This window comes from Parapedobacter brassicae (assembly GCF_051400755.1).
Lineage (GTDB): Bacteria > Bacteroidota > Bacteroidia > Sphingobacteriales > Sphingobacteriaceae > Parapedobacter.
On record NZ_JBLFFL010000001.1, the window covers coordinates 1 to 22,491 of the forward strand.

Here is a 22,491-nt window from a genome sequence, read left to right on the forward strand (position 1 = left end):
AGCTACAATGTCGTATTCGCGTCCGGCAATGGCGGGCAATATATCATGGTGATTCCAGAACTGGATACGGTTGTGGTGTTCATGGGCAACACGTACAATTCAAGGGCATCGAAGTTGCCTTTCCAGGTGTTGATGAAATATATCATACCGGCGTTGGACACACGCGAGCGTTAAGGGAAAGTGTTCGGATTCGGACAGGTATTGTCCGAATCCGAACACCATCCAAAACACAATCTGCGATAACCTTACCGCTGTGCATCTTTTGGCATTGGCAGGTTAGTTGTGGTGGCACATATACAACTAACGGTCCCATGATACGCAACTACTTCAAAATCGCTTGGCGGAACCTGGAAAAGCAAGTTCTATTCGCCCATCCCGGTGGAGTTTTTGCGCGACGAATGATGCATGCAACCTCCTAAAATCGCCCCCAATGAAAACAAAACTGTACATGCTTATTGCCTTGGTCGGCATTTTATCTCCCTGCCGGGCACAAAAAAAGGAAAATCAGCATTTCCAAACATTTATACAGCAGCTGGAGCGGGCGCCCCTGGCGGAGCGGCCGCGGTTGGTTGACCGGTATTTATCGGGAATCGAATCGACGCCCATTATCGAGGGGGAGAAAGACGTTCACTTTATCTGGTACGGAAAGGCAAAGGATTTGCAGATCGAAGGGGACTTGCAGCGGGCATGGGCGATTCCCGAAACGTTGAACAGGATAGCCTGCGGCGAACGGGATTTCTTTCACATTTCCTATACCATTCCCCCAGACGCCATTATGGAGTACCGTTTCATTGCCGATGGAAAAAGGGTGATTGACCTGGGCAACCCCCGGGTGACGCAAAGCTTTGATTACGGCAATCGCAATATCTTTTCCATGCCCGATTTCGCGCGCTCACCTTACCTAGACATCCGGCATGATATCGAAAAGGGCGTCGCCAATACCCTGGTTTTCCGAACAGGTGATTCCCTGTTTACCGACCGATTGATATGGGTTTATACACCCTACAACTACATGGAAGGTACGGAGTATCCGGTACTGTACGTGCATGACGGCATGTGGGCCATGTACCTGCGGCCGTTCATCAATGTGCTGGATAACCTGATCCATGAGGGAAAGATCGAACCCATCGTGGTTGTATTCGTTGCCTTTGAAGACAGGTGGAATGAATATGTCACCCGTAGCGCCGAGTACGCGAAGCTGATCGTCGAAAAGCTGATCCCGTTCGTGGAGGAAAATTTCGAGGTAAGCCGTTCTTCCGATAAAAGAGGGATAATGGGCGCATCAGCCGGTGGCCACAGCGCCGCCGTAACCGCTTTCAGGTATCCCGATTTCTTCGGGAATATCGCCTCGCAGGGTGGAGGGGCCGGGGGGTACCCCGGTTTGAACAAACTCGCCAACGAAGCCCTGGATATTTATTTGACGAAGAAAGACAACCATCCCCTGAAGCATATCTATACCGAGGTCGGCACCTACGACCTGGAGTTTCCGGACCAGAAAACGGGGCTCCTTGATGGAGCCCGCCAGTTCCACAAGCGGCTGGAAGAAAACAAGATCGGCCACGTCTATAGGGAAGTAAACAGCGGCCATACCGGTGATAGCTGGGATCAGGGCATCGATGATATTCTGATTCAGTTTTACGGGAAATAAAGGAATTGCAGGGTGTGGTCATCCATGTGATCGTACAGCATTGACAAGCATTCTCAATCCCGATAAGTTCATCGGGGTGAACCTCGCCGTTGCCAGGGAATGGGACCGGGATCTGGACAAATGCCCCAGTTATTGGCATTTATGCGAACTCGCGCGAATCTTGCAGGAAGCGGAGACTGCGTCATCAACGTACCGCAAGATCACCAGCGACAGCACTGAACCGAATATGTTGATCTACCTTGCCTACCTGGGCTTTGCTGTACTGGTATTTACGTTCATCACTCTCGGAATCGGGCTATTGCGGAAAAGCGGGTAGATACGCTTTTGGCGTTAGTCCAACCATCCTCGATACATCAAACTTACTGTCATCCTTGATTGTATGGATTTTTGCTGTCCTTTGGGAATGAAATATTGATTTCTAACATTGTAAAGTAGTCAAAAATACCCTGTCGTTTATCAGGGAATTTAATCCGACTACTTTCATGTTATGAATAATGAGGTATTAAATTATCAAAGAGCGTCCATGTACGAGGTCTTAATGAAAAGGGCCTACAGGACTGCTGAACGAAATCATGCCAAGGGCATCGATAATTCAGTCTATCGCCATCTGTACTACATTCCAAATGGCTTCTCGCTAACAGAAAAGAATTATGACAAGCAATTGGAAAAAGTCAAGCGATTTTTACTAAAAGCAACTGATCGGTTCTTACGGTTTAGGCTGGCTTCTGAAGAAGAACGGGGGATTTTACAATGCAGGAAAATCCTTCTTCATTCGTCTGATGAAGATGTTGTTTATGATTGTATCGTAAATCTGCTTGAAGCAACCCAGCGATTCAAATGATGTTATAATAGGGCTATCACAACGGTAGCCCTATTTCACTTCGTTAAATGGCAAGATCACATGGACAGTGTCGGATTGGATTGGTCGGTTACATTTTTTCCTTGCTGTATGGGCGTTTCAGGACTTTCCATCTCTATGCGCTCCAATTCATCCATCATCAGTTCCCTGACTTCGCGTTTGATGTTGAGGTAATTCTCGCGGATGTCCTCGGCGGTGACAGTGGCGATCCTTGGGATGGGCCGGTAGGTGGCTTCCTCGTGGGCGATGGCGGCGTGGTCATTCTGTATCTCACTATGGAACACCTTTAGCGCAATCTTTTCCTCGGGATTGTCGGCCACCATACCCACAAACGTGCCGGAAGAAAGCGTGGCAATCTTGGACGCGGGGATGGCGTGGTCAAGCTGCGCGGACTTGGTGAATGTAGTGTCGGAGCTGGAGAGCGTGCTGCTGGTGCGTTCCTGCACGATGCGGCCGAATGTTTCGGAGAGGGATTTGGCGGTGTCGCCGGTGACCTGCCCGCTGATGACATTGCCCACGATGCCCGCGATGACGTCTGCCTGTTCCGAGCCGTAATCCTTTTTGAGCTGGCTGAAATCCTGCACAGCGATGGTGGTGGCCACTTTGTTGGAGCGGGCGGTGGCGATGAGGCTGTCGATGTTATTGAAGTAGATGGTGGGAAATTCGTCAAAGATGAGGCTGCTTTTCTGTCTGTCCTTTTTGTTGACGAGCTTGATCATGCGGGAGATGTAGAGGGACAATACCGCGCCGTAGGTCTGGAGTTTTTCGGGGTTGTTGCCGACGCAGACGATCTTGGGATCAGTGGGATTATTGACGTCCAGCGTGAAGTCGTTGCCGGAAAGCACATAATACAACTGCGGTGAGGAAAGTCTCGCCAATCCGATCTTGGCCGATGCAATCTGTCCTTCCAACTGTTCCTTGGCGTTGTTCTGGAACGCTGAGATGAAGGGATTGATGAGAGTCTTGATTTCGTCCTGTTGGCTGAGTACGGCAAAGAGCGGATCATAGTCCATCTGCATGAGTTCAATCACGTGGGGGAGCGTGCAATAGATGCCATCCCGGTACCGGCGCAGGTACCAGATGATGGCGGTGAGGAAGTTGATGGGGGATTCGACGAAGAAATCGCCCTGCTTACGAATCCATTCTCTGTTGAGCCCGAGCATGATGGTGCGGCTGGCTTCGGTGGCATCGGTGATGTCGTCCATGCTGTGCGGGTCGAGCGGGTTGCAGCGGTGGGTGCGGCACGGGTCATCGAAATTGATGATATAGCATTTCGGAGGTGTTGGGTAATTCTTCCTGTATTGGAGCAGCTTGTTGTAAGCGATGCGGGTGAGGTCATCGTACTTGAAGTCGTAGATGAACAGGGTGAATCCCTTGCGGATGTGCTGGTCGATGATATGACGGATGACGAAGTAAGATTTTCCGGCTCCCGGCGTGCCGATGACGAGCAGGCCGCGAAAGGGATTGATGAAGTTGATCCAGCTGTCGCGGCACTTTCCCTTAAGGCTGTATTTAGCGGGCAGGTTGACGGAATATTCGTTCTCCAACAGCCGTTCTTCCTGTGGAAAGGTTTCGTTCTCGGTATTGAACGGATCATCCTGCAGGCCGAACCTGACGAGGCGGGAAAGGTGGGTGCCTCCGGTGAGCGTGAGCAGGTACCCCGCGGCCGTGGTGCCGATGTACAGGAAAGCGAGCGTGTCCACGGGCAGGGGCGCATACAGGACGAGGACTCCGGCGAAATAAAGGGAAAGGCCGGATGCGATGTAGGCAGTGATGCCCCGCCATCCGATTTTTTCATCTTTGCGGCCCTTGACGCCGAGAAGTGAAATGGCGAGGAAAATCAGGGCGATGAGCTTGGGAGTGGCCATGCCGTCAACGAATCCCGTGGTGATGAGATTGGCCAGCAGGCTGTCGGTGATAGTGGATGTCCAGCCCCAGAGGCGGAAGGCGAGGTAACAGGTGATGTAAGTGTGGATGCCGAGTACCGTGAGGCTGATGAGCCGGCCGAGGTCAGCGATTTTGCGCAGGGATTGGATGTCTTCTCCGGTGTTCATGTTTTAGCAATGAGATTTGAGACGTGTGATATGAGACTATGCGTTCTTACACAACTGTTATAGGGTGTGGCTGTGCGGATCACTGTCCGGGTGTTTCCGCCGTTTCCGTTTTTTCTTTTTCGGGATATGGGGGCCGTATTCGGGTGCCGTGCGGCCGAGCAGCGTGTCAAGCAAGCTTTTGCTGTCGGTGGTATGCGGAGTTGGTGGCCGGTTCTTGGCTAGTGTCCTTTGCAGGTAATTTGTCGGTGTTGGCGCGGGGCGCAGGAAGGTTTTGCGTTGGGGTGCGGGGGCTTGCTTCTGTGTGTTTTTTTGGGACGGAGGTGTTTCTCGCGGGATGTCTCTATTGCCGATTTTTTCGCCGATGGCCTTTGCGGTGTAGGCCTTGCCGAGGTGGCTGCCGTTGAATACCGTTCTGTGGATGTTGTCTACATAGGTGATGCCGTATAGCTGGCCCTTGTCGTTCTGCCGGAATTCTGCGTGGATACCCTCTCGCGCCAGTTCTTTGGTGAACGCGGATTTAGTGAATTGGATGTGGCTGTCCAATACTTTGCCGATTCGCTGGCGGAGCGCGTCTTTGTATTCCTTCCGTGACCCGGCGTTTTTTGCGAAGTGCTTTTCGAGGTTGGCAAGCGTAGGTTTTCCGTATATACTGCTGGCCTTGATCGGGATGCCTACCTTCTCCCCGCTCCCACCGATCAGTGCGTATTGCAGTCCGTTGCGCTGATGCATCCGGGTGCCTTCCTTGCCGCGGTCGGCCGTGACATTGAATTGGCTGAGAATGGCGTTCAGTTCTGCCAAACTGGTGAAGCTGTATTCCTTGATTATTGCGTTCACGACATTGGTGATGGCATGTTTGGTGGGGGACTTCCCATAGGCGGCTTTTCGGATGTCCGCCGCTTTGATGTCCTGCCCCTGCCCTTCCCCACGGCCTTCGGCCCTGACCAGGTTGTATTTCCTTTCGATTTCCTTCCTTGCCTGTTCCGATAACGTGCGCCCGATGTTATGGATGTCGATGCGCTTGCCGTCGGGTCGGATGTTGACCGTGGCGACGTGGATGTGGGGGTGCGCGGCATCGAGGTGCCGGTAGACGAGGAACGGCTGGTCGCCGAAGCCGATGCGCTCCATGTAGTCAGCGGCGATTTCCTGCAATTTCCGGTCGTCCGGCTTTTCCGAAGGGTCGAAGTTGAGGGATATGTGGATGGCGTTGGTCTTCACCCGGCCGTTGAGCATGGTGAGGTTTTCAAACCGCTGCTTCTTTTGCAGCCTGTCCATTGTGTCGATGTCCCCCGCGAAGCCGCTGGACAGGATCAGCCGGGCTTCACCCCGCTCCATCTTGTGTTCGTTGTAGTGGAGTACGCCGCCGATATCCTTGCCGCTTATGATCTTTGCAACCATCGTTGGGCCAGTTTGGAGATGAGGATAAGAAGCCGGTCAATCTTGGGTTCGAGGCGTCTGTATGTTTCGGTAGTCTTGATGTGATGGAATGCCCGTTCCGTCGGTGCTTCCGCGATGTGGAACTTATGCGTCTGCTGGTTGATGTTGATGCCGATAGCCTTGATTTCCTTGCGGATGAGTGCCATTTCTTCCATCGGGGCGTTGAGTGAGATATCGCGGTAAAAGCATTTGATGCGCTGGTTGGAGAGGATTTTGCGGACGACCTCGCCAATACTCTGGCAGTCGCTTTCCTTCTGGATTTTCTCCAGCCGGGCGTAGGTGGCCTCGTTGACCCGGACGACGATGGGCCGGCTGAGGAGTTCATCTGGGTTATTGAGTTTTTTCCTGGGCATGGGCATTTTTTACTGGCCGGCCACCGACTTCGCAAGTTCCGCAGCGAAGTCACCCGCCCACAGGCGGCAAGAGATTTTCGTATACGAAAATACATCTTGCTCCCCACCCGCGTGGGGCCACTGCTTCCCTGCCGGACGTGCGGAAACGGACGTTGGTGCATTGCTTTTCTTCTTGTATTTTATAGCTGTTCCGGCCTGTCCTTTAAATCCATCTTTTCCACCTCGGCGAGTGGTATGGACGCACGGAGTACCTGCCGGATGCGTTGCCGGGGGTTGCCTTTGGTTCTGCTGGCGGACCATGCGGTGCTGCGTGCCGGATGGCGGTTCCATTTGTTCCGTTTGGGAATATCGTTGTTCATGGCTATTGTGTATATTTATAGCCAAAGTTGGGGGGACGAATTGGGGTTGGTTGACAATCCTGTTGGGGAGGGGGAGGGAAATTATACGAATGCTCGTAAGACTCCACGACATTACATCACTTTAGGCTTTGCTTCATTTTTTCGTATTGTTCTGCCAAATCATCAAGGAGGGGCATTAATTTTTCAAAGCAGTTCTCATTCGTTTTCTCATATTCCTTCTTTCTATCAACGATGAATTTTGTTAATAGCGTTTTCCTTATTTCCTTTAATCCCAATGCCCTATCATTATCTTCCAAAATCCCCTTGGTTAATTGGGTATCATAAAACACCTGAATTTTTAGCAATTGCTTATTCAAGTAAGAGTGCCTATGAACAATGGTATTCCGCTCACCGGTATAATCCTTTAACGTTTTTTTAAATTCATTGAAATGCGGCGCAACACTCGTTCTTGCTACCTTTAAATTATTGATTATAACTCTTTCATTCACATCTTTTTCGTTTATTGCCAAATGGAATGTTGCGTTGATAACTTGAAGCACCCTATCTGACAGAGATGTCAGACGAATCATGTAATTTTCGATATTGTAAACTAAATGGTCCACCCGGCCAAACTCATTCTTTTTGTCATACCGGAAATTTGAGATTAGATTAACAGCGTTTTCTAGTTGTCGGCATAGTTCAAGCAAATGGACACAATAGAAACCCGTATTGTGGATGTAATATTCATATTCTGTGAAGTCAGGGTCTTCTTCAAACTCTATATCTGTCAATCTAAATTTATGGTCTCTAGCAATTACCCTGCTGTCGTTAATCAGGTTTTGAGTAAAACGATGTGATGTTATTTTATCGCTTGTCATTTTTCGGTTGGCATTATTTAGTAAGCTAATTTCAGTAATATGAATCGAACCGGCAATAATTATTTCAGTCTGTTGTGAAGCAGTTTAAAATTATAAGGCTCCCCGTGCGGATTGTCAAACATTGATTTTTAACGGTTGCACATTTACTCCTTTTCACCGTAAAAGGAATAAAAATGAGTAAACCAAATTCAATTCAATCAACTGAAAAACAAGAAATTAACCCTTGCATAGATGAGGATTTTTTTTTAAATTTAGTCGCGGAAATCATCATTGAGATCATTTTAAAAGAGGAGATTCATGAGCGCAATCGGTTACGTCAGGATAAGCAAAAAAGATCAGTCTAGGTATTCATTGGAATACCAGGAAAAAAGTATTCGTGATTATTGCGACACCAATAATCTTAAATTGGTATCCGTTTTTGTGGATGATGGTGAAAGCAGTTATACCTTTGACCGCCCGGATTACCGGGCTTTGGAGCGGTTCATCAAGGAGCAAAAAGGCGCCGTTAAATACCTCATCGTGCTGGATCACGACCGGTTTAGTCGTAACCTACCTGAGGCGTTGATGAAAATTGAGGAGTTACAGCAAAAATTTGGATTGAAGGTTTTGGCAACGAGCGAAACGGTGGATATCGACACCTCTGACCCTTCCGTATTTCTGCTCCGCGCATTTAAGTACCTCATTGCCAACCAAGAATTGTTTACCATCCGCCGTCGGGCTAAAATGGGTATTAGGCAAGCCCAGCAATCCGGCAGGTATGTCAACCTTGCACCCTTTGGATACCTCAATAACCGGGAGCCCGGCCAACGAAGCATGATCGTGGTGGATGAAACTAAGGCGTTTATCGTTCAGAAAATCTTTCGTGACTACTTATGTGGCATTCCCCAATTCCTGATTCAAAAGGACGTGGAAAAATTGGGATTCAAGCAGACAGCTAACGGAGCAATTGCGCGGATATTGGCCAATCCTGTATATGCTGGACTTGTGCGGGTAACTGGGACAGCGAATGAGCCGGAACGGATAATAAAAGGAGTCCACGAAGCCATCATCACCGAAGCAGAGTATTGGAGAGCACAGGAACTATTGGAAGCCAATCGCCGGGAAGAGAACCCTCATCCAAAAAGTGAATTTCCGTTGAAGACATTATTGTATGCCCCATGTTGCGGTGGCAAAGTCACGGCGGGAAGAACCAAGGGATACTCGAAACGCTATGTCTATTACCGCTGTATCAAACATTCCAGCACGAATCTCTCTGGCGCGAAAATGCATAAGAAAATGGAATTGATATTGGAGCATTTAAGTTTCAAGCAGGAGCATATCGACCGGATTACGGAAAAAGTATTGGCTGGCTTGGAGAAAGCTTCCTCCATCCGAAAGAAAGAGCTGGAAGCGACGAAAACCGAATTGGCAAAGGCAGAAGAAAAAATAATGGCCGTCGAGGAAAGGCTATTCGAAAAGGAAATTTCGAGCTTTACTTACAACCGCTGGCAGAAGAAACTGAATAACGAGATACTGCTATTGAAAGAAAAGATTGGTGAGCTCACCGTCAACATTACAGGCAGGGTCGAGAAGCGGTTAGAACTATTGAAATACCTAGTGGATGTGCCCAGTTTGATGAAAAAGGCCGAAGAGCACAGTTTCACAATGTGGTTGTCGCTGATGAACGCAAAGTTCAAACACAGGTTGACCTATGTAAATGGGGGTTTTAGAACTAATTACATCAACCCTGCATTCAAGCATAACCTACAGATACTCAAAGAGAAAGGGCTGCTATTTTTAGAGCAGCCCCATCCAGATTTTCTGAAATTCTCGTCTTGTGCGGAAGAGCAGATTCGAACTGCCACGCCCGTAGGGCGCCACCCCCTCAAGATGGTGCGTCTACCAATTTCGCCACTTCCGCAGAGGGATTACGGCCGCAAACTTAGATAAATTTGCACTGATATGCAAATTTATTGCAGTCCCATCTACCTTTCTTTATTCAAGCGTTTTTTCGGCAATAATTGGCGGCAGGTGTTTATCGATCAGCGTTTGGATGATCCCGTCCACCAGTCCTACGCGCGGGACAATGACCTGCCGGAGGCGGCCGTACTTCATCAAGGTCAGGAAAATCTCACAGGCGGGGATGATCACATCTGCACGGTCGTTGTTCAACCCCAATACATTAATGCGGTCTTTCAAGGAGAACGAATTGAGGTATTCGTACAGTGATTTCAGCTTATTGTAGGAAATGGGCCGATCTTCCTTGTCGCTGGCCAGTCGCGACAATTTGTTGATGTTGCCGCCGGTACCGATCCCGTAAACGGTTTTAAACATACGGGTATGGGTCTTGACCCACGCCTTCATTTCCTCCCACGTTTCTTCTTTGTCCTGATTGTCCAGTATGCGGATGGTACCGACGTTAAATGACGCGGATGCGACCAGCTTGGTATCGGCAAATACGGACAGTTCGGTGCTGCCGCCGCCCACGTCGATATATAGGTAGGCTTTCTTGTTGCCCAGCTGCTGTTCAATGTGGCTGTTATAGATGATCTTCGCTTCTTCGCTTCCGTCGATGATCTGCAGGTCTACGCCTGCTTCCCTGATTTCGTTTACCAGCGTTTTTCCGTTTTCGGCCTCCCGCATGGCCGAGGTGGCGCATGCCATGTAATGGCTCACCTTATAAACGTCCATCAGGTTGCGGAATGCGGCCATCGTCTTAGCCAGGTCCGCAGCCTTAGTCTCCGATATCCTGCGGTCGATAAAGGCATCATCCCCAAGACGCAGCGGTACCCGCACCAAGGTGTTCTTTTTGAATGACACAATATCGTTATTCTGAATAATGTCGGCTATCAGGAGTCTTACCGCGTTGGATCCAATGTCTATTGCTGCGTACCTCACGTTACTTGGGTTTATATTTTAAATAATTGTAAATGTCGTCCTGCGCACGGTGCCTGATCTTACGCCTAGCACCGATATATTGATTGTTGTTGAGCTGATTGATCTCACGGGCCTTGGTGTTGTCCCGCAACTGGATATCGATGATATCCCGTATTTCCCGCCCGATCCGCTCATCCAGGATCGGGAACGCCACCTCTACCCGACGGTCAATGTTGCGGGTCATCAGGTCGGCAGACGACAGGTAGATGAGCTCTTCTCCCCCATTTCCGAAAATCCACACGCGGGCGTGCTCCAGGTAGCGGTCTACAATGCTCCGCACGGTGATCCGCTCGCTGAATCCGGGTTGACCGGGCACCAGGCAGCACATGCCGCGCACAATGAGCTGTATGGTCACCCCGGCATTGTTGGCCTCGTAGAGTTTCCGGATGATCTCTTCATCCGACAGGCTGTTCATCTTCAGGATCATATACCCTCTTTTCCCCGATTTTGCAGCGTTGATCTCATTTGCGATGAGCTGATAGAACCGCTGGCGTGTTTCCAGTGGGGAGGTGATGATCGCCTGGTATCCGCGATAGAATGTTTGCTTCTCCAGCCCCTTGAAGAGCCTTCTAAGGTCTTTCGTGATCAAGGGATTTACGGTAAACAGACTGTGATCACAGTAGATCTGCGCTGTTTTCTCGTTGAAGTTTCCTGTGGCGAGGTTGGCATAATACACCAGTCCCTGTTTTTCCCGGCGGGCAATGAGGCAGATTTTGGCGTGTACTTTATACGCGACCACGCCGATATTGACATTCACGCCGCCCTCTTCCAGCCGATTGCGCCAATAGATATTGGCCTCTTCATCAAAACGGGCTTTCAACTCGAGCAAGCAGTTGACCTTTTTGCCGTTTTGCGCAGCGTTGATGAGCGCATTGATGACACTGGAGTTTTCAGCCAGCCGGTACAGGCAAATGCTGATTTCCTTGACCTTTGGATCAATGGCGGCCTCGCGCAGGAAATGCACGATATAGTCAAATGACTGGTACGGCAGGCTCACCAGGTAATCGCGCTGTGTCATTTGACTGAATATGCTCCGACCGAGGTCGAGATTGCTGAGGCGCAGCTGGGGCATGGGGGGATATTCCAACGACGGTCCGCCGACATTGGGGAAATCAATGAAGTCTTTGAAATTATGATATCGCCCCCCCGGTATGAGTGCCTCCGAATCCAAGTGCATACGTGATACGAGATAGTTAAGCGCATCCAATGGGATGTCACTGTCATACAGCAACCGCATGGGCCTGCCCTTATCCCGACGCTGCAAGCTCTGCGTCAGCGCATCCACAAACTTTTCGCTCATATTCGCATCGATATCCAGCTCGGCATCACGCGTGATCTGGATGCTGTAGGCCTCAGCCGTGTCATATTCGAAAATGAAAAACAGGTCATCCAAGCAATACCGGATGATATCATCGAGCAAGATGATAAATTTCAGTCCCTTGTTTTCGGGTAATATCAGAAATCGCGACATAATGGAAGTCGGGATCTCCACTAGCGCATATTTGACCTTTTTCCGGAAAATCAGCTTGACGATAAAATAGATATGTCGGTCCTTGAGCTCCGGGAACGGGTGTATGGAACCATGGCCTTCCAGCATGATCGGAACCAGGGTAGGCAACAGGTATCGCCTAAAATGCTCACGCACGTAAACACCCCGCCCCACGTTGAGCTGATGTTCATTGATAATGAAAATCTTCTGGGCTTCCAGCTCCTGGATGATCTCTTGTTCGTAGAGGTAATCGAAGCGCTTCTCCAATTTGACCACAATGTTTTTAATCTCATTCAGGATCTTCCTGGGATTAAAGCCGAGCATGGTCTTGGTCTTGTTATTGATGTCAACGAGCCGGTTGAGGGTGGCCACGCGCACGCGATAGAACTCGTCCAGATTGGATGAAAAAATGGCCAGAAAACGAAGCCGTTCAATCAGGGGAACGGTCTTATCTGCTGCCTCCTGCAGCACACGCTCGTTGAAATACAACCAGCTTATTTCACGATTTATCAGTGGAACTTTGCGCCTCACAACGGTTAACATATGGCCGTTTTTGTTTGGGGCCAATAATAACAATATAACGTTTTCTTAGTGTTAATCCTATGTTAATTCACTGTTACCAAACATCGTATTGTCGTCATCAACCGTTCCAAGCCGGCTGCTCAAGAATTTCCATTTGCCACAGGATTTCCTCCTGTTTCACAGGGAAGGGCTCATTCTTCCGGATCTGCGCGTATACTGCATTGAAAAGATCGTTATAATCGCCTTTTAGTGCCTCTCGATACCGAAGCTCCCGATCCCCGTTGGATTTGATAACGGTAATCAATCCCTCTTTCCCCGGAGGCTCTATTCCATATTCCGGGTCTTTTGGGGAGATGCCTGCCTGCAACTGGTCTTCCTGAACATCTGCCCGTACTTTTTGAAAAGACCCTTTGGTACCATGCAGCACATAGGCCGGAAGCGGGTTGGCAACCAGTAAACTGGCATGTATAAAGGCCGTAAAGCCATTGGGATAACTGAGTATCAACGTTGAAAAGTCATCTACCTCCGAACCTGGCCGATGCGTGGCGAGCAGCTTCAAACTTTTTTCGGGCTTGCCGAAGAGGCTGATCACCTGGTCGAGCAGGTGTGGACCGAGGTCATACAGCACGCCGCTGCCGGGAATATTTATTTCTTTAAAGGTCTTCGGACTTTTCTCCACGCGGTAACGATCGAACCGTACATGCAGCTCGATCAGTTCTCCTAGGGTTTCCCGTTCCACCACGCGTTTCAGCAGCTTGAAATCACTATCCCATCGGCGATTTTGAAAAACCATCACATGCTTACCCATTTCCTTGCCTAAGTCAAACAGCCGCCTGGCGTCTTCACTATTCGGCGCAAAGGGTTTTTCCACCAACACATGTTTTCCGGCCTTCAGTGCCTTCGTTGCATAGTCTACATGCGTATTATTTGGCGTATTGACAATGACGAACTCAATCTTGTCATCATTCAGCAACTCATCTACCGAGTCGTAACTGATGATGTCGGGATACCGCCTTTTGGCTCGCTTTTCATGTCGTTCCACCATGGCCCGCAACTCAAACCCACTTTTTTGGTCGATAAAAGGCGCGTGAAACACCCTTCCGGACATCCCGTATGACAAAATACCTGTGACGATGCTTTTCTTGGCCATGGCAATGCGCATTTATTAATGATGGGCTCCGTGATCTTCCTGCCCTCCGGCTAATGCAAACAGTTCCTTGACGGCAGGTAACTTTTCCTTTGCATAGTTTCTCAGGTTTTTATCCGTATTGCGATCTGCACGGTTCAACTGTTCCAGAATAGTTGCCTGTTCATGCTGCACGTGCGCGATGTACGCTTCGCTATCGAAGCTTCCCAGGCTATCTGCGCTGAAATGAGGGGGCACTGCGAAGCCCGGCATACCGGGATCTGGCAATACCACCAGATGTGCCTCAGCAAGGCTTTCGAGTTCGGCCCCGATCGGCTCATAGATCGCTACGACCTTTCCGGCCAGCTCCTTTGCCTTGGCAGAAGCGGATGATCCTTGTACGTGCTTAGCCAATTGCGTTTCGAACTCGGCCTTTTGGTGCACCGACTTAAAAAAGATGTAGCCTTCGGCATCGGCATTCGTTGCATTGTTGTAGAGTACCGCCCTACTGACGGGTTCGCCGGGATGTTTGGCACATGAACCCAAGGTAATAGCCGAAGCGAAAGCTGCGATAAAAGAAACATTCCTAAAACTCATAGTGAATCCATTTAATGCAACAAACTTAATGAAAATTGTGGTGCACATCAATAACTATTACACATCCGGGATCGCGTTGTTTACGGCTACGCCAAGTTGCGCCCGGCATTGACCACCCCATAGATGGTACGGGTCACCAATTTCGAAAACACCTCACTATCCGCTGCTTTAAGCCCGCTTTTTTGCAATTGTTTAATGGCATAATGCTGGATGATCAGCAGGGGCAACACGATCTTCTCCCGCATTGCGATCGACTCCCGCTCTACAGGATAGTTTTCCATGAGCACGTTGCTGTCACTGAGTTTCAGCACATATTGTTTTGTGCGATCGTACTCATCCCGCATTTTTTTCCAAAAGTCGCCGAACACCTTATCGTGCTGAATGTACGAGGTCAGCTCAAAATTTGATTTGGACATGGACATCATGCAGTTATCGATCACCGTCTTGAACATGCCCGAGGTTTCGTAGAGTTGCTTTACTTGGTCCCATTGCCCCGTTTCCTCGGCTTGCTTGAGGGCGGTGCCGACACCATAGAATCCAGGGATATTCTGTTTCAGCTGGCTCCAGGCGGTAACAAAGCTGATGGCCCGCAGGTCCTCCAGGCGTAGTTCCTTATCCGAATTGCGCTTGACCGGACGGCTGCTGATGTTGATCTGCGACAAGAATTTGAGCGGACTGAATTGCTCGAGGTATCGGAGAAACAGGGGATCGTGACGCAATGCTAAAAACTGCTCGTGGCTGGTATGCGCCATGTGATCAATCAGCTGCTTCTTCTCGGCCGACAGCGTATCACCATCCTTCTGTTCGATGGCCGAGGTGATGCCCGCATGCAGCAGCTGCTCGATGTTATAATGGGCGGTATCCAATGAGCCATATTGGCTGCTGATGGTCTGGCCCTGTATGGTCAATTGGATGTGGTCGTTGGCGATCTCCTTGCCCATAGAGGCATAGAAGCGCTGGGTCTTGCCGCCGCCGCGCGCAGGAGGTCCTCCCCTGCCATCGAAAAACACCAGGTCTACCTCATATTGCCGCGCGATGGCGGTAAGTTCTATCTTTGCCTTGTAAATGGACCAATTGGCCATCAGGTATCCCCCGTCTTTGGTGCTGTCTGAAAAGCCGAGCATGATGGTCTGTTTGTTGCCCCGCCGCTTGAGGTGCGCCTCGTATTGCGGATGCGCGTACAGCGCTTCCATCACCGCTGCCGCACGGGTGAGGTCGTCAACCGTTTCAAACAGCGGCACGAAATCGATATGCAAGGACGCGGTTTGCCAGCCGCTCCAGCCGAACAGCTCCATGAGCTCCAGGATATCGGAGGCTTGCTGGCAGTTGCTGATGATAAACCGCTGGGCGGCCCGTTCACCTCCCGATTGCTGGATCTCCTTGATCAAGCGGATCACGCCGAGGGTGTCCGCGACCAATGGATGAGCCGCATCGTCATGTTGCAGTTCATGTATTTCAAATTTCAGCGCCTGTTGCTTAGCCGCTTCGTCCAACTGCTCAAAATCAGGAGTAATCCCCACCTGCTTTGCATACTTCTCTCGGAGGTAAGCATGTGTCTGCCGGATCACGCTGCTATCCTGCCGGATGTCCAGGGTGGCAAAGAAGCTGCCGAACGTCCTTACTTTGCGGAGCAGATCATCAACCAGTTCTACAAATAGCCCATCGTGATAGTCGGTCAACACACGCTTGACTTCCTTTAAATTGTGCATGATTACCGTTCGCTCATCTTCAGGATTTTCCGAAGGATTGAAACTATTTTCATAAAATCGATCTTGCAACACATCCATGTACCGCTCGATGCCTTTAAAGGTGATGCGGCGCTTCAGCATCCGAAAATCGCGATAATAGCAGCGGAATAAAACCGTGCGCAGCAGCTGTGCAACCCGCTTGGTGCTTTCTACGGTCACATTGGGATTGCCGTCCCGATCACCCCCCGGCCAGAAGCCTAGCTCAATCAGCTGCTTATCCCCATCGGCAGGCATGTCAAATTCGTCTTCAATCTTGGACTGAATGGCCGAAGTTACCGGATAGAATACGTTTTCAAGAAACCATGCCAAGCTGACCGCCTCATCCACGGGCGTGGGTTTATTCTTCTTCATGAAGGGCGTCTTGCCCAATTGCTGCAATAAGAGGTGGATATTATTAATATCATTGCTTTTCAGCGCTTCCGTCAGATCGGTGATGATGGCCAATACCGGACCGGGATAAAACTGTGTCGGATGGGCTGTCAATACCAGCCTTAGGGAGAAATCATTCAGTTTCTTCACCAGCTTGCTCCGAAGCGCTTTGTTATTTTCGGTTTGCTTGAAGACCGAATCCAGCAACCCCGCTTCATCGGATCGACCCGTTTTGCGGAATGCCGCATCCTCTACCGCATCAAACAATACTACCTGCCGTTCGATATACTGAATGATCCGGAAGAGCAGGTCTATCCGGTCCGACTCGCGCACATATTGCTGATATTGCGCAAAGAAACTTTCGATAATGGCTTCAGGATCAAATTTCTCGGCCACACCACGTTCGCAATGGGTAGTAAAAAAAGGCAATAAAATGCCGGTATGTTTCACCTGATAAAACGGCAAGGTCATGAACAGGCTATTGAACAATTCGAAGCGCGTAAGCACCTCGCTTCCAAAGACGGCTTGTTTTTTACTTAACTTCATGCAACAGATCAATAAATGAAATTCATATAGGGGTGATCGCCAAATATATAAATATTCTTTAACGAAACCTCGTCTTTGTTGTAATGATAACAAAGACGAGCACAAAAAAATGAAAATAACTCAAATTACACCGTTATCGATGGCAAACCGGTAAAGCGATATTTTGGAGTCATCCAATCCGAGTTTCTTGACAATATTGCGCCGATGGGTCTGCACAGTGAATGTAGAAAGGTATAACTGATCTGCTATCTCCTTGGAGCTGTAATCGTTGCAGACCATCCGAATGATCTCGACTTCCCGTTTCGTCAGCTTGTACCGCTTCAGAAATTCATCGAAATACGAAAAGTTATCCGTTGCATGGTGTTCCCGCTGTGCAAAATCAGGAAACACCGGCTGACCGGCCAGCACATGCTGTATGCTGCTGCCTAGGCGATATAAGTCCTCGGATTTAACCAGGTAACCATCAGCCCCTGCTTCCCGGCACTGTTCGGCAAGTTGGGCGGACAAGTAGCTCGTGATGACAATGATTTTAAGCGATAGTTGAGATCTTTTGAGTTTATCCAGCACCTGCAGCCCATCGACGTTGGGCATGTTCAAGTCAAGCAACAGCACATCTGCTGCCGCCAATGCATCGGATTGCATCAACGACTTACCATCATTGAACGTGGCGATCACCTCAAACTGCTCGCTTTTATCCAAGACATCTTTAATGCCCTGTATCACCACAGGATGGTCATCTGCAATGATTACACGTTTCTTCATCATCTGAAATAGACATGGTCGGTGGCGTAGTGTAACGCAATACTACTGTTTTTTCGCGAAATCCGCAATTACATAGCTGAAGTGTCCGCTTTCGCTAAGGGCAGCTCAATCAAGACGAACGTTCCCTGGTTTTCGTGGCCACTGATCTCGATGGCTCCATTGAGGTATTCGATGTTGGTTTTCAGCAATTTGAGCCCCACACCTTCCGTCGCCACGTGTTTTTCGATTCCCTTGCCATTATCTTCCATGTAGATGGTCACGGAATTATCCAGCTCTACGATCTGCACCAGCACATGGGTGGCCTGTGCATGTTTGATGACATTGTTGAGCACCTCCTGCACAATGCGGTACAACCCCAGGCAAAACTCATTATTCCAATCACCTGTATCATCAAGCCCCTCTATGACCTCTTCGACCCTGATCTTGCCCGAAGCATTCACTGCACGGATCATGTCGAGGATAGCGGGTTTGAGTCCATATTTTTCGAGCGCGATGGGCATCAGGGTGTGGCTGATACCCCTCACCGTCTCGCTCACATCACCCAATAGCTTTTGCGCCGTTTGCAGTTTTATCGTCGCATCGCTGTCTGCTGCAAAAACATCCGGCACTAGCTGATCGATATTCAGCTTGGCGATGGAGAGCATAGCTCCCACCTCATCGTGTAGTTTGCCGGCAATTTTCTTGCGTTCTTCTTCTTCCACCTGCCGCAGGGCCTGAGCGGTACTGATCCGATGCTGCTGGGCAAGGCGCTGTAGCTGGGCCTGGTGGCGCTCCCTAACCTGCTTGCGGCGAAGAAGCAAAATACCCGTTACAGTGCCCAACGTGAGGACAACCAGCGCAGCGATCAGCAGGATATTGAATAACCGGTCGCGCTGTTTTTCCTGTTCAATGGTCCGCTCAAGGTCTCGTCTTTCCAGCTCATATTTCGACTCAGCTTTCAGCAGGTTTACCCGCTCGTTTTCTGTAAACATGCTCCTTTCGATATCCAGCAATTTGCTTTGGTACGCCGATGCCGTTGAAAAAACCGACTTCGCTTGATACAACTGCACCAAATGGGAATACAGATCCCTGAGATAAGTGGTGTTATGCTGCGTCCCTAATCGCTGCTCGGCCGCCAAAAGGTACCGCTCGGCTTCCGCTAAGTCGCCGGTCTCGACATTCAACTTCCCAAGGTTGGATAGTGTACTGCCAATTTCCAGATCGGACCCCACCTTCGTGCGGTATTCCAACGCCTTGATCATCTGCAGCTCAGCACGCTCGTACGCTTGCTCATCGCACAGAAAATTTCCATAATTATGATGCGCTAACCCCAACCCGCGGATATCATTAATAGCAGCAAAGCATTCGATTCCTTGATTGAAATAACTGGCAACGGAGTCCGTCTCTCCTTTTGCGATATACGCCACCGCGATATTCACCAAGCCCAATCCCAGCGCTTTGCGATCACCTATCTTGGTGGCTATTTCGATTCCACGTCGATGGTACACAATCGCCTTATCCATCTCATTTGCCCGTTTGAATACATTTGCAATATTGTTAAAAGACTGCATCAGGCTTGCACTGTCTTTCAACTGCTCCTTTATCCGGATGCTCTCAATGTGCAGTGCTACGGCTTCATCATACCGCGCGGTTTCCGTAAACGTATTGGCTTTATTCATATAGAGCACCGCGAGCAGCCGTTGATCATTTTGCTGCGTAGCCAATGCAATCCCCTCATCAAAATACGCAACCGAGGATTGAAATGCGCCCAGTATCCGGGTGATCACACCCAATTGATTGTAGTAGGTCTTCAACCTGTCTACGTCTGGTTCCGGAAATGACCGCTCTAATTCAAGCGCTTGCTGATAGTTTGCCTGGCCGCCCTTGATGTCGCCCATGGCATACAGCTCCCTTCCGATATTTCCATGCGCCAGTGCCTTCCCCTGTTCAAATTTTACCTCTTCGGCCAGTTTCACTGCTAGCGAATCGTATTTCAGGGCTTCCTGATATTTTTTGTTCTTGTGGTTGATGTTTCCTAACGTCACATACGCACGCACTACCGTCTGTGCATCATCGTTTTTTTGATGTTGAAAAAGAATGTTCTGGGTTTCCGCTATGGCTTGTTCATATGCTTCAACGGGATATTGAAGGGCACGTTCGAACATCAGCTCAGCAAGTCTTTTTGGATCTTTCTCTTTTTTGATAAGCCGATTAATACTATCGACGGCACGATCAGCGGATACCGATTGGGCATAGGGCAATTGCACGAGTGCCATCCCCAACGCGACAAGACAGGCTGATAGATCGTTCATGGTTGGGCGAGGTTGAGTTTAAATTCGTTTATTAGTTGATTTCTAAAGACAAGTATCGCTATTTTATTGGAAGTAAACAAAAAAAGGCAGCGCCTCCCAATGGCGCTTGCCTTTTTTTAAACAGGTTCAGGGATTGTGAGTTCCTCCGCCTCCGCGCACTGCTCGTCAATGCATACGCTCAATAGGCGGTCCGCTTCACCCAAGTACGCAAACATCGCTGCGATTGCTCCATGATCATGATGCACCATATGTGATGGAAGTGTTAAATAAATCTGTTGACTGTCGCAAACTTACTCCGGTGCGTGATGCCCTCAAATACCTACAAGTGAGTATTTTTAATATTTAGCCATCACAATCCTTTTGCGTACTTTTGTGCTTGCCATCCGTCAATGCATGAACAGGACTCAGGAAATCCAGAATTTTTTCTATAGCCAATACTTTGCAGATGGACTGCGCATCACCTTCGGAACACTCATCCCCGCAGTGATTTTTTCGTCGTTCGGCGATCTTCAGGTCGGCATCACCATATCGTTGGGTGCAATGGTCGTTGGCCTGTCGGATACACCAGGCCCCTTGAGCCACCGAAGGAACGGCATGCTGACCTGTACGGCTATCGTGTTAGTCGCGGCCATCATCACCAATGCCGTCAATAGCATGCCTGCGTTGCTCGCTGCGGTTATCGTATTGTTGAGCTTCCTGTTTTCCATGTTGTCGGTATACGGTGCACGTGCATCTTCGGTAGGCACCATGGGCATCCTCATCATGATACTCAACATCGATGCGGCAGACAGCACCTTCTTAAACGTGGCCATCCATATCGCTTACATTTTGACGGGGTGCGTGTGGTACATGGTACTGAGCTTATCGCTTCACCAAGTACGGCCATACCGGCAAGCGCAGCAGGAGCTGGCCGAGTCGATACACAATGTGGCCGACTACATCCGCATCAGGGCGAAGTTTTACGACACGAAGTCCAATATCGAGCAGAATTACCGCGACCTGATTGAGCAACAGATCGTGGTGAGTGAGCATCAGGACAACGTACGCGACCAGCTGTTCAGAAGCAAGAAAATCATCAAGGATACGACCAAAATAGGGCGGCGGCTCATCTTGATATTCACAGATGTGGTCGACCTCTTTGAACAGAGCATGGCGACGCACTACGACTACGATTCGATACGCGATCAATACGGCCGCACGGGGGTGTTGCAGCACTTCAACATCACCATCCGAAGGGTTGCTAACGAACTGGAGCACCTCGGTTATCAGCTCAACGCCAACAAAATCCCAAAGGCCCTGTATCAGTTCAAAACTGACATCGATCGAATACGTGCCGCTATTGATCAGGTAGAAAAGGCACACCAGCTCAACACCTTGCCGCTGAAAAAGGTCCTCATCAACATCCGTAACCTCATCCAGCGCATCGATGGCATGTATGCCTACTTCGACATGGAGTCCAAAAACACCTTTCGGAGAGAAGAGGCCGACCATAGCCGATTCATCGAACATAAGGAACTCGATCTTAAACAGCTGCGCGAAAACCTGACCTTGAAGTCGACCCTCTTCAGGCATGCCATCCGGATGAGTCTCGTGATGGGTATCGGCTACCTCCTTTCGCTGGCCATCAATGTCGGCAGTCACAGCTATTGGATCCTTTTGACCATTATGGTGATCTTGAAGCCTGGATTCAGCCTAACCAAACAACGAAATTTTCAACGGCTGATCGGCACCATCATCGGCGGAATCGGCGGGGCGCTCATCCTGATGCTGATCCATGACCAAACTTCCCTCTTCGTGCTCCTCCTATTATTTATGGTGGCAACCTACAGCTTGATCCGCATCAATTACATCGTCAGCGTCATGTTCATGACGCCTTACATCTTGATCATGTTCAGTTTCCTGGAAATGAATACCCTGTCCATTCTGCGCGAGCGCATCGTCGACACCCTGATCGGCTCGGGATTGGCGTTCTTCTCCAGCTACATCATATTACCCAATTGGGAGAGCATGCAGGTGCATAGCACGATGCGCAAGTTACTGATTGCCAATTACCATTACATCGCCCAAGGATTGAAGCTCATTGCCGGCCAGCCCTTGAGCGTGACCGACTATAAATTGGCTCGCAAAGCGGTGTATGTCACATCAGCCAACATGGCATCTACTTTCCAGCGGATGATTACCGAGCCCAAGAGCAAGCAGAAAGATGCGAAGGAGGTGAATAAATTTGTGGTATTCAACCACATCCTCTCCTCCTACTCGGTCACCTTGCTCAATACCGTCCGCGGCGCGGACAATGCCTCGCTGACGGGGGAGCATGTGCGGATTATCCGGAAGACGCTGTTTCTCCTCGCCCAGACGATCAGCCTATTTGAGCCGGAAGAGGGGGAAGACGAGTTTCGGGAAATCGAGATCGAGACCCCTGCCGGTATTGACAATAACAAGGTGGATTCGGATGACGCCAAGCTCATTACGGATCAGCTTCAATTTCTGAACCGGATAGTGGTTGATTTAACTAAAACCTGCGATCAACTGATGACACGGCAACGCGCAGAGTAGGTTTT

Annotated in this window: 18 protein-coding genes, 1 tRNA gene and 1 pseudogene; 6 read left to right on the forward strand and 14 right to left on the reverse strand. The window is 49.6% G+C overall.

The genetic code is table 11. The annotated features are described in order from the left end of the window. The first annotated feature begins 430 nt into the window (after window positions 1-430). From ACMGDE_RS00005 to ACMGDE_RS00015, 3 genes are all read left to right on the forward strand, one after another. Entirely contained in the window at window positions 431-1,648 is a 1,218-nt protein-coding gene (locus tag ACMGDE_RS00005) for an alpha/beta hydrolase (protein WP_436830688.1), read from the forward strand. Window positions 1,649-1,688: 40 nt separating this feature from the next. After that, entirely contained in the window at window positions 1,689-1,964 is a 276-nt protein-coding gene (locus tag ACMGDE_RS00010) for a DUF6965 family protein (protein WP_436830689.1), read from the forward strand. A 222-nt stretch (window positions 1,965-2,186) separates the two neighbouring features. Continuing rightward, window positions 2,187-2,489 carry a hypothetical protein gene (locus tag ACMGDE_RS00015; RefSeq protein WP_436830690.1) on the forward strand — a complete coding sequence of 101 codons (303 nt, stop codon included), beginning with the start codon at window positions 2,187-2,189 and terminating at the stop codon, window positions 2,487-2,489. Between the two features lie 56 nt (window positions 2,490-2,545). Here the strand turns inward: ACMGDE_RS00015 and mobC are convergent, their stop codons facing one another. The 5 genes from mobC to ACMGDE_RS00040 form a co-directional block, all read right to left on the reverse strand. Beyond that, entirely contained in the window at window positions 2,546-4,561 is a 2,016-nt protein-coding gene (mobC, locus tag ACMGDE_RS00020) for a conjugal transfer protein MobC (RefSeq protein ID WP_436830691.1), read from the reverse strand. A 57-nt stretch (window positions 4,562-4,618) separates the two neighbouring features. After that, window positions 4,619-5,956, reverse strand: coding sequence for a relaxase/mobilization nuclease domain-containing protein (locus ACMGDE_RS00025; RefSeq protein ID WP_436830692.1), 1,338 nt, complete (start codon window positions 5,954-5,956; stop codon window positions 4,619-4,621). Beyond that, entirely contained in the window at window positions 5,938-6,348 is a 411-nt protein-coding gene (locus tag ACMGDE_RS00030) for a mobilization protein (protein WP_436830693.1), read from the reverse strand. The genes ACMGDE_RS00025 and ACMGDE_RS00030 overlap by 19 nt, the downstream gene beginning before the upstream one ends. A gap of 179 nt (window positions 6,349-6,527) precedes the next feature. Beyond that, complete coding sequence (locus ACMGDE_RS00035) at window positions 6,528-6,707, reverse strand: hypothetical protein (protein WP_436830694.1); 180 nt, start codon at window positions 6,705-6,707, stop codon at window positions 6,528-6,530. Window positions 6,708-6,823: 116 nt separating this feature from the next. After that, a complete protein-coding gene (locus ACMGDE_RS00040) occupies window positions 6,824-7,564 on the reverse strand; it encodes a Cthe_2314 family HEPN domain-containing protein (protein WP_436830695.1) in 741 nt (246 codons plus the stop codon). 173 nt (window positions 7,565-7,737) lie between these two features. Here ACMGDE_RS00040 and ACMGDE_RS00045 point away from each other — a divergent pair, with 173 nt between their 5' ends. Beyond that, window positions 7,738-7,908, forward strand: a complete 171-nt coding sequence (locus ACMGDE_RS00045) for a hypothetical protein (RefSeq protein ID WP_436830696.1) — start codon at window positions 7,738-7,740, stop codon at window positions 7,906-7,908. Beyond that, window positions 7,862-8,644, forward strand: a pseudogene (locus ACMGDE_RS00050) (recombinase family protein); the annotation flags it as partial. The gene ACMGDE_RS00045 and the pseudogene ACMGDE_RS00050, both read left to right, overlap by 47 nt. Window positions 8,645-9,381: 737 nt before the next feature. Here ACMGDE_RS00050 and ACMGDE_RS00055 read toward each other — a convergent pair. The 9 genes from ACMGDE_RS00055 to ACMGDE_RS00095 form a co-directional block, all read right to left on the reverse strand. Then, a tRNA-Leu gene (locus ACMGDE_RS00055) sits at window positions 9,382-9,464 on the reverse strand. A gap of 74 nt (window positions 9,465-9,538) precedes the next feature. Next, a complete protein-coding gene (locus ACMGDE_RS00060) occupies window positions 9,539-10,441 on the reverse strand; it encodes a Ppx/GppA phosphatase family protein (RefSeq protein ID WP_436830697.1) in 903 nt (300 codons plus the stop codon). A gap of 1 nt (window position 10,442) precedes the next feature. Continuing rightward, window positions 10,443-12,512 carry a polyphosphate kinase 1 gene (gene ppk1 / locus ACMGDE_RS00065; RefSeq protein ID WP_436830698.1) on the reverse strand — a complete coding sequence of 690 codons (2,070 nt, stop codon included), beginning with the start codon at window positions 12,510-12,512 and terminating at the stop codon, window positions 10,443-10,445. A 97-nt stretch (window positions 12,513-12,609) separates the two neighbouring features. After that, window positions 12,610-13,641, reverse strand: coding sequence for a Gfo/Idh/MocA family oxidoreductase (locus tag ACMGDE_RS00070; protein WP_436830699.1), 1,032 nt, complete (start codon window positions 13,639-13,641; stop codon window positions 12,610-12,612). A gap of 15 nt (window positions 13,642-13,656) precedes the next feature. After that, the gene (locus tag ACMGDE_RS00075; protein WP_436830700.1) at window positions 13,657-14,214 is read right to left on the reverse strand and encodes a DUF4142 domain-containing protein; all 558 of its coding nucleotides are present in this window, start codon (window positions 14,212-14,214) and stop codon (window positions 13,657-13,659) included. Between the two features lie 86 nt (window positions 14,215-14,300). Continuing rightward, window positions 14,301-16,877: a phosphoenolpyruvate carboxylase gene (locus tag ACMGDE_RS00080; protein WP_436830701.1), complete on the reverse strand. Its 2,577-nt coding sequence runs from the start codon at window positions 16,875-16,877 to the stop codon at window positions 14,301-14,303. A gap of 120 nt (window positions 16,878-16,997) precedes the next feature. After that, a complete protein-coding gene (locus ACMGDE_RS00085) occupies window positions 16,998-17,639 on the reverse strand; it encodes a response regulator (RefSeq protein WP_436830702.1) in 642 nt (213 codons plus the stop codon). Between the two features lie 68 nt (window positions 17,640-17,707). Continuing rightward, complete coding sequence (locus tag ACMGDE_RS00090) at window positions 17,708-19,930, reverse strand: ATP-binding protein (RefSeq protein ID WP_436830703.1); 2,223 nt, start codon at window positions 19,928-19,930, stop codon at window positions 17,708-17,710. A 116-nt stretch (window positions 19,931-20,046) separates the two neighbouring features. Further along, a complete protein-coding gene (locus ACMGDE_RS00095; protein ID WP_436830704.1) occupies window positions 20,047-20,178 on the reverse strand; it encodes a hypothetical protein in 132 nt (43 codons plus the stop codon). A 145-nt stretch (window positions 20,179-20,323) separates the two neighbouring features. Here ACMGDE_RS00095 and ACMGDE_RS00100 point away from each other — a divergent pair, with 145 nt between their 5' ends. Then, window positions 20,324-22,486 carry an FUSC family membrane protein gene (locus ACMGDE_RS00100; protein WP_436830705.1) on the forward strand — a complete coding sequence of 721 codons (2,163 nt, stop codon included), beginning with the start codon at window positions 20,324-20,326 and terminating at the stop codon, window positions 22,484-22,486. Window positions 22,487-22,491 lie beyond the last annotated feature (5 nt).